Source organism: Bacillus sp. PK3-067 (genome assembly GCF_056738645.1).
In genome coordinates this window covers 300,001-302,500 of the sequence record NZ_CP096490.1, presented here as the reverse complement: position 1 = coordinate 302,500, position 2,500 = coordinate 300,001, and the positions used below count along the sequence as shown (strand labels likewise).

At 44.0% G+C, this 2,500-nt stretch carries 1 protein-coding gene and 2 rRNA genes (2 of these 3 running past the window's edge); all 3 read right to left on the bottom strand.

Translation table 11 applies throughout. From position 1 onward, the window contains the following. Nucleotides 1–757 carry the 5' portion of a DMT family transporter gene (locus M1D73_RS01680; protein ID WP_000658277.1) on the bottom strand. 164 nt of this gene lie to the left of the window's left edge, so the window shows 757 of its 921 coding nt (coding positions 1–757); it begins with the start codon at nucleotides 755–757; its stop codon lies beyond the left edge, outside the window. 211 nt (nucleotides 758–968) lie between these two features. Next, nucleotides 969–1,084: ribosomal RNA gene (gene rrf / locus M1D73_RS01675) — 5S ribosomal RNA — on the bottom strand. 48 nt (nucleotides 1,085–1,132) lie between these two features. Beyond that, nucleotides 1,133–2,500 (bottom strand): 23S ribosomal RNA (locus M1D73_RS01670) (it continues 1,554 nt past the right edge of the window).

The following is a 2,500-nucleotide window of genomic DNA, read 5'->3' as shown; positions in this document are numbered from 1 at the left end:
ATGCATTTAAATATAATCCGCTTACTGATGCTGAAACTCTCTCTAGCGCTTTATTCCAAAACCAATATGCTAAAATTGTTGCTCCAATAACAAGGTATATTACACTAAGTCCCGTTTTCCAAGTTTCAACCTTTGGAAGACCGTAATAAAAAATTTCTATCAGTGCAAACGGTAAGAGAATAACAGCTCCAATAATTAAAGTTAATGTTGTAAAAACCTCGTTTGATAAATACTGTTCTTGTTTTGGTCGTTTTAGCAAAACTGTGTAGAAAGCAAATAGAAAAGTACTTAATAATATTAGTATATCTCCTATTAAAGACACTTCTTGATTAGCACTTTTAGATGGAATCGTAATAAAGAGTACTCCTATAGCACCCAATATAATTCCTATCCAATAATTCAATCGAATTTTCTCTTTCAAAAAGAGTGCTGAAAAAAGAATTGTAACTAATGGTAATGCAGCATCTATAATACTCACATGTAATCCACTTGTTAAAGAAATGCCGTAGGATGTAAACATAAAATAACCAGCTACACCGGTAAAAGCTAACAAACTCATTCTTTTCCATGGAACTTTTTTATGTACAACTGATTTTTGTAATTCCTTAAATGAGAATAGCATACAAATTCCACCTGCAAAGAAAAGACGAATAAATAACAAAGTAAACGGCTGAATAGATTCTAACGCCCATTTTGTTGGCGCAATGGCTGTACCCCATAATATAACAGCCACTAATAACATGCATATTTCTTTCATAATTCCCCACACCCATCAAAAATATATGTTAACTACCTTAATTATAGATTTTTTCTAATGTAAAATCCTTTAAAAGCACAAAAGGTTATGTAAAATCACAAACATTCTTTTTACATCTGGACTATATTCTTGAAAAGGTAATTCTTACCTTTAAATTTAAAATAATAAAAATAAACACAAAAAAACCTAAGTCAAAATGACTTAGGTTTTTGCTTGGCGACGTCCTACTCTCACAGGGACAAGGTCCCAACTACCATCGGCGCTAGAGAGCTTAACTTCCGTGTTCGGTATGGGAACGGGTGTGACCTCTCTGCCATCATCACCAAACTATGAAGGCATATTCCTTCAAAACTAGATAACATTGCTACATATTATATGGTTAAGTCCTCGATCTATTAGTATTCGTCAGCTCCACATGTCACCATGCTTCCACCTCGAACCTATCAACCTGATCATCTTTCAGGGATCTTACTAGCTTACGCTATGGGAAATCTCATCTTGAGGGGGGCTTCATGCTTAGATGCTTTCAGCACTTATCCCTTCCGCACATAGCTACCCAGCTATGCCCTTGGCAGAACAACTGGTACACCAGCGGTGCGTCCATCCCGGTCCTCTCGTACTAAGGACAGCTCCTCTCAAATTTCCTACGCCCACGACGGATAGGGACCGAACTGTCTCACGACGTTCTGAACCCAGCTCGCGTACCGCTTTAATGGGCGAACAGCCCAACCCTTGGGACCGACTACAGCCCCAGGATGCGATGAGCCGACATCGAGGTGCCAAACCTCCCCGTCGATGTGGACTCTTGGGGGAGATAAGCCTGTTATCCCCGGGGTAGCTTTTATCCGTTGAGCGATGGCCCTTCCATGCGGAACCACCGGATCACTAAGCCCGACTTTCGTCCCTGCTCGACTTGTAGGTCTCGCAGTCAAGCTCCCTTATGCCTTTGCACTCTACGAATGATTTCCAACCATTCTGAGGGAACCTTTGGGCGCCTCCGTTACACTTTAGGAGGCGACCGCCCCAGTCAAACTGCCCACCTGACACTGTCTCCCGGGTCGATAAGACCCGTAGGTTAGAATTTCAATACAGTCAGGGCGGTATCCCACCAGCGCCTCCACCGAAGCTAGCGCTCCGGTTTCAATGGCTCCCGCCTATCCTGTACAAACTGTACCAAAATTCAATATCAGGCTACAGTAAAGCTCCACGGGGTCTTTCCGTCCTGTCGCGGGTAACCTGCATCTTCACAGGTACTATAATTTCACCGAGTCTCTGGTTGAGACAGTGCCCAAATCGTTACACCTTTCGTGCGGGTCGGAACTTACCCGACAAGGAATTTCGCTACCTTAGGACCGTTATAGTTACGGCCGCCGTTTACTGGGGCTTCAGTTCAGAGCTTCGCTTACGCTAACCCCTCTCCTTAACCTTCCAGCACCGGGCAGGTGTCACCCCCTATACTTCGCCTTACGGCTTCGCAGAGAGCTGTGTTTTTGCTAAACAGTCGCTTGGGCCTATTCACTGCGGCTTTCCGTTAAGAAAGCACCCCTTCTCCCGAAGTTACGGGGTCATTTTGCCGAGTTCCTTAACCAGAGTTCTCTCGCACACCTTAGGATTCTCTCCTCGCCTACCTGTGTCGGTTTGCGGTACAGGCACCTTTTATCTCGCTAGAAGCTTTTCTTGGCAGCGGGGAATCAAAGACTTCGCTCCATAAGGAGCTTCCCCATCACAGCTCAGCCTTTACGA